The following is a 4,649-nucleotide window of genomic DNA, read 5'->3' on the forward strand; positions in this document are numbered from 1 at the left end:
CGAGTCTTGTCTCATGGGCAATGAGAAAATACAAGTCGCTCAAGAACAGCAGGGCAAAGGCAATGAGGCTTCTAACAAGGATAGCCAATAATGAACCTTCGTCTTTGTCCATTGGCGAAAAGGTATGAAAGGAGGGTTTATCTAATGGAAGCGGAGTGAGTCGAGAGATTCACGCTCCGTTTTGCGAGAGGCTGGGGTTGAAATATCCCGGTCGACTCACCCATCTTACACCACTTTACACAAAATACGATCCATGTTAAGGTTCACGCAAATCGAATCAAAACAAATTGCAATAGAGTTCGCATTCAACATGATCAACTTAGTGTTTCAACGCAGCAAATTCCCTAGTCACAAACTTATTGACATCTACTCCTCTTACTAATTCAAGCCCCAGACCCAGTAGTCGTAGGTTGAGTCATTGACCCAATGAATATTCGCCAAAAGCACCTAAACGTTGGTTCAAAAAACCTCTGAAATTAAGATTGCACCCTATGGTTCTGTGAGCACATACATTCATTATTGTTATCTCTCAGAGGAGAGTTGTGCAATGACAATACCAGAGAACGATTTTACGCTTAGTTTTAAAAAAGAATATGGTGATGTCCAATTAAAATTACTAATAAATACTTTAGAGGTAATGTTGGGTGGGCAAAATTCATTAGAACTTATAAATTTATTAGATGAAAAGATTGTTAAGGATTATAGAAACTGGGAAGAGGAAGGTTTATTAAGAAAATACGATAATAACGGTAAAGGATATTTGAAATTTGTTACTTGGATGTTTGTAGTCTTGGGTTCATATAAATCTAATCCTTTCGACACCAAGCCGACCGATGTAATTACGTTTGGAATGAAGGTAGATCCCGATATTGTATTTGCATTTCTTGAGTTAACGCTCAATAAAAAGAAACAATTTCAACCCTGGTTTGACGGCTTGTTTGATTTAGCCTCGAAAAGGCCTGATTTTACGCACCCGGTTTTAGAAATTTGCTTAATATTCTTGATACTTAATAGGGCTAATTATTACACTGGAGATGATAATTTAGTTAATTATTCTTGTGGTACATTCGAAAACCTAAAGTCGTTTATTGAACAACACCCCTATAACATATTATCTCGAATTGTATATCACGATGCCATCATTCATGGATACTATAAGTTTTCAAAATATTTTAAGGAACAAAATATAAAACTTAAATTAGACCGTGATTTAATATATAGTTTGATTCCAGAACCGCTCTCAAAATCACAATGCTTAGGCTTTAAAAAAAATATCGAATGCTCACAAATAAATAACTTCCTTGATCAGGATGAAGTTGATTGCATTATGAACATATTGAATGGCCGAACTTTAACCTACTCAACTCTTGAATATCCGCCAATACTTACTAAATTTCTGCAAGGTGTAGGGTCCTCTAAAAAATCTCCCCCCACTTTAAATGAATTGATAGCAAGCTTATATATGCAATTAGACATATATAAAGACATGTTTGATAAATTCTTTGTAAATAGGAGTTTTGCAGTACTAAGGGAACCGATAGAAAGCAGTTTGAAAAGTTTAGAGGAATTTTTGTTGCCCCATAATCGAAGTGAGGTCCTTAGGTATTTCTCTGAGCAACCATTAAATCCAAATCCAACAACCGAAGGTCCAATATTAGAATTATGCTCTATTGCAATGCATCCTGATTTGCCAAAGGAAATGCAATCCAAGGTTATTCAATTAATTGATGAAATTAGTTCATTGAAAATTCAAGCCGTGAAAGTTATTAAACTTGAAAGCTCTGGGTCGATTGACAAGACTCTACCTCAAACATCCCTCTCTTTCTTTGATAAACCTTCATCAAACAATAGTTTAGCATCAAAGCAAGAAGAGTCGCAGTATCCCAGACACGGATAGGGATGCATAGTGGACAGGGAGTTAAACTCGGTGGGCAAAGCAAAGTGAGCCCACCAAACCATCTAAATAACACCGAAACTCTGTAATATCCGCTTCAAGCGGTAAATATCTAGTTGAAGAGGGTACGGGTTGCATTTCATTGTGGCAATACCAAGGCAAGCAAATAATAATTTATTCCCCGGGAGTTTTCTTAGGAGTAGGATCAACGGTAGTCCTTCCTGACGTAAATCAAGAATGTCGAATTTGGAACTCCGAAAGTATTTAATCGTCAAGGTTTATAAACTCAATGCTAAAACAATTTGTAAACATTGATTCATTTGCCTGTTTCTAAACCTTTTTTGCATAAAAAAGAATTTTATTTGAGCTCCTTCGAGGGAATTCGTAAAATCCCCGTTTATTTTAATCTTTAATTGCACAGCGTAGTAAAATTTGCTATAGTAATAATTACTACACAAGGCGTTATTGATGAAGATAATAAAAACTAAACTTTTTGCCAAGTGGGCTATAAAAAATCAAGTTAGTGATGAATCGCTAAATATCGCTGCTAAAGAAATTGCTATTCAAATTTACGAGGCTAATTATGGTGGTGGTGTAATAAAAAAGCGTGTTGCCAATAAAGGCAGGGGGAAGAGTGGCAGTACAAGAACTATCGTCGCTTTCAAAAAAGGAAAACATTGTTTTTTGTTTTTGGGTTTGAGAAGAATGCTAAAAGTAATATTTCATTCAATGAAGAAAAAGCTTTTAAAATTATTGCTAAATCATTATTAGCTTATTCTGATGAGGAAATTAATAAGCTGATAAAGGAGGGGGCACTAGTGGAGGTTGAGAATGAGTAAAATTATTGATGCTATGCTAGAAACAGCCAAAGATCTTCGGTTAGATGCAATTACTATTAAAGATATAGAAATGCTTAACTTAAGTGAAGTTAAAGAGCTTGAGGCACAAGAAATAAAGAAAATGCGAGTTAAGGAAAAAGTTAGCCAGGCTGTAATGGCTAAAATATTGAATGTTACTCCATCCACCTATCAAAAATGGGAAAGAGGAGAGGTGCAACCTAAAGGAGCCAATCTTAAGCTACTGCGTTTAGCTCATGACCATGGAATTCAATATATTTTATCTTAGAGGGTGGCATAGTTATTATTGGTTCAAACGGCCTGTTAAGACCGATTAATAGCAACGTAGGCTGGGCTGCTGCAAAGCCCAGCAAATATAATTAGTCGGTTCTATTTGAAGTTATCAATGAAACGAGCTCAGGAGGCCCCCTAATTGGCAAAGTCTTTAGGAGCTCTTCTTGATTCCCAGGCTTTTTATTTATATGAGACAAAATTTTGTCAATGATATTTTTATCTTTGATGCAAGCAATAATTCGCACTTCCACAGGCTTCCATCACTATCTTACAAGTTGGTAGTTGGCTGATATATTCCGGTAACTTTGCTCTATTTATCTTTTTAGATAGAACTTTTTTTCCATGTTCATTTACACCGTGTAATTGAAATACATCTTTTGCCAAATCTATGCCTAATACAGTAATATTCTTCACTGGACTTTCCTGTTCTTTTTGTTTTTTTAGACAAAAACATTTTGGCTCATTTAATAGCCGGTTAAAAGAGAGGATGAGTCCATATCATTGCTAGCTAAGGTTGATACATATTTCATGTGGTGGATTATAACAAGAAGATTTAAATTTAATCTACTCAGCCAAAAAAAAAATCAGTATTAGAATTCGCACAACGCAGGTAGAGTAGAGCAAGTTGTTGCTTGTTTTGTTCGCGCAGCCTAACTGTTTTATTGAGCACAAGTTTCTATTTGAATTAATAAATACTTGTATTGTTGCTCGATCGGAAGACTCATTAACTCCTTCATATTGGAAATGGACATGGAAAATAAGCAATGATTAGATTAATAGTTTGGGCCAAGGCCCAAACTAAACTTACTAACTGAGTTATTAGATGTTGTTCATAACATCGTTAAACCTATCGCTAGACATTAGATCATTATCAAAAAATTTCGATTCGTTGCCTTTTTGAGCATTGGCAAAAAAACTCAGTTTTCTCATATCAACCTCTTTTCTCTTTTCAATTTCAGCCAATAGCTGTCTATGTCCATCTAGTTTTTCTAGGAAACGGTCATCTTCGGAAGGAATCACATCTTTACATTCTCGAAGAGTCATTTGAAAGTTGTCTTCACAGGTATTTATTATCCTAATGCATTCAGGATCTTTGAAAACATTAATATTAGCTAATTGCATGCAATCCATGAATCGTTCGAACATTTGTTGGTTGTAATGTTTTGTTTGAAAATAATGTATGAAGCTCTTAAATATTTCTGGAACCATTTTATTAGGATTATCTCTACATAAGCCACCTTCTAGCAGACGTAATAAAAATTCAACGCAAGCTTGAGAATCGATTACATTTATTGCTCCAGTCTGATTTAGCAGAATTGAGAATTCTTTGAATAAGCTATCCATTAGATGAGGGACGCTGCACCATTCGTTGACCAATGTGTTCCAATTTTCAGGTAATGGCAGAGTCACTTTTTTCTTGGTTTGTTCATATTGTTTTAGCGTGTCATTGACCATATTTTTTATTTGATTAAGTAAATAATCATATTGTTGTTCGACAGGTAAATGCATAAATTCATACATAATTCGATTCCTATCGAGTCTTGTCTCATGGGCAATGAGAAAATACAAGTCGCTCAAGAACAGCAGGGCAAAGGCAATGAGGCTTCTAACAAGGATAGCCAATA

4 protein-coding genes and 1 pseudogene are annotated in these 4,649 nt (G+C 35.3%); 3 read left to right on the plus strand and 2 right to left on the minus strand.

The window, feature by feature from the left end:
• Positions 1-547 precede the first annotated feature (547 nt).
• The 3 genes and pseudogenes from AB3348_RS15110 (at position 548) to AB3348_RS15120 (ending at position 3,019) form a co-directional block, all read left to right on the plus strand.
• Positions 548-1,897, plus strand: coding sequence for a hypothetical protein (locus tag AB3348_RS15110; RefSeq protein WP_367608465.1), 1,350 nt, complete (start codon positions 548-550; stop codon positions 1,895-1,897).
• Positions 1,898-2,362: 465 nt separating this feature from the next.
• Positions 2,363-2,733 (plus strand): annotated as a pseudogene (locus AB3348_RS15115) (type II toxin-antitoxin system RelE/ParE family toxin).
• Positions 2,726-3,019, plus strand: coding sequence for a helix-turn-helix domain-containing protein (locus AB3348_RS15120; RefSeq protein WP_367608466.1), 294 nt, complete (start codon positions 2,726-2,728; stop codon positions 3,017-3,019). Before AB3348_RS15115 ends, AB3348_RS15120 begins: the two are co-directional and overlap by 8 nt.
• Positions 3,020-3,240: 221 nt before the next feature.
• Here the strand turns inward: AB3348_RS15120 and AB3348_RS15125 are convergent, their stop codons facing one another.
• Positions 3,241-3,438, minus strand: coding sequence for a hypothetical protein (locus tag AB3348_RS15125; RefSeq protein WP_367608467.1), 198 nt, complete (start codon positions 3,436-3,438; stop codon positions 3,241-3,243).
• Between the two features lie 405 nt (positions 3,439-3,843).
• Positions 3,844-4,649: hypothetical protein (locus AB3348_RS15130; RefSeq protein ID WP_367608468.1), on the minus strand; the 806-nt coding region annotated here is incomplete at its 5' end.

The organism is Legionella sp. W05-934-2, assembly GCF_964199965.1.
Taxonomy (GTDB): domain Bacteria; phylum Pseudomonadota; class Gammaproteobacteria; order Legionellales; family Legionellaceae; genus JAFIFT01.

Excerpts from the sequence above, each read along its gene's own strand:
- AB3348_RS15110 (WP_367608465.1), top strand. The coding sequence starts at position 548 with ATGACAATACCAGAGAACGATTTTACGCTTAGTTTTAAAAAAGAATAT.
- AB3348_RS15120 (WP_367608466.1), top strand. The coding sequence starts at position 2,726 with ATGAGTAAAATTATTGATGCTATGCTAGAAACAGCCAAAGATCTTCGG.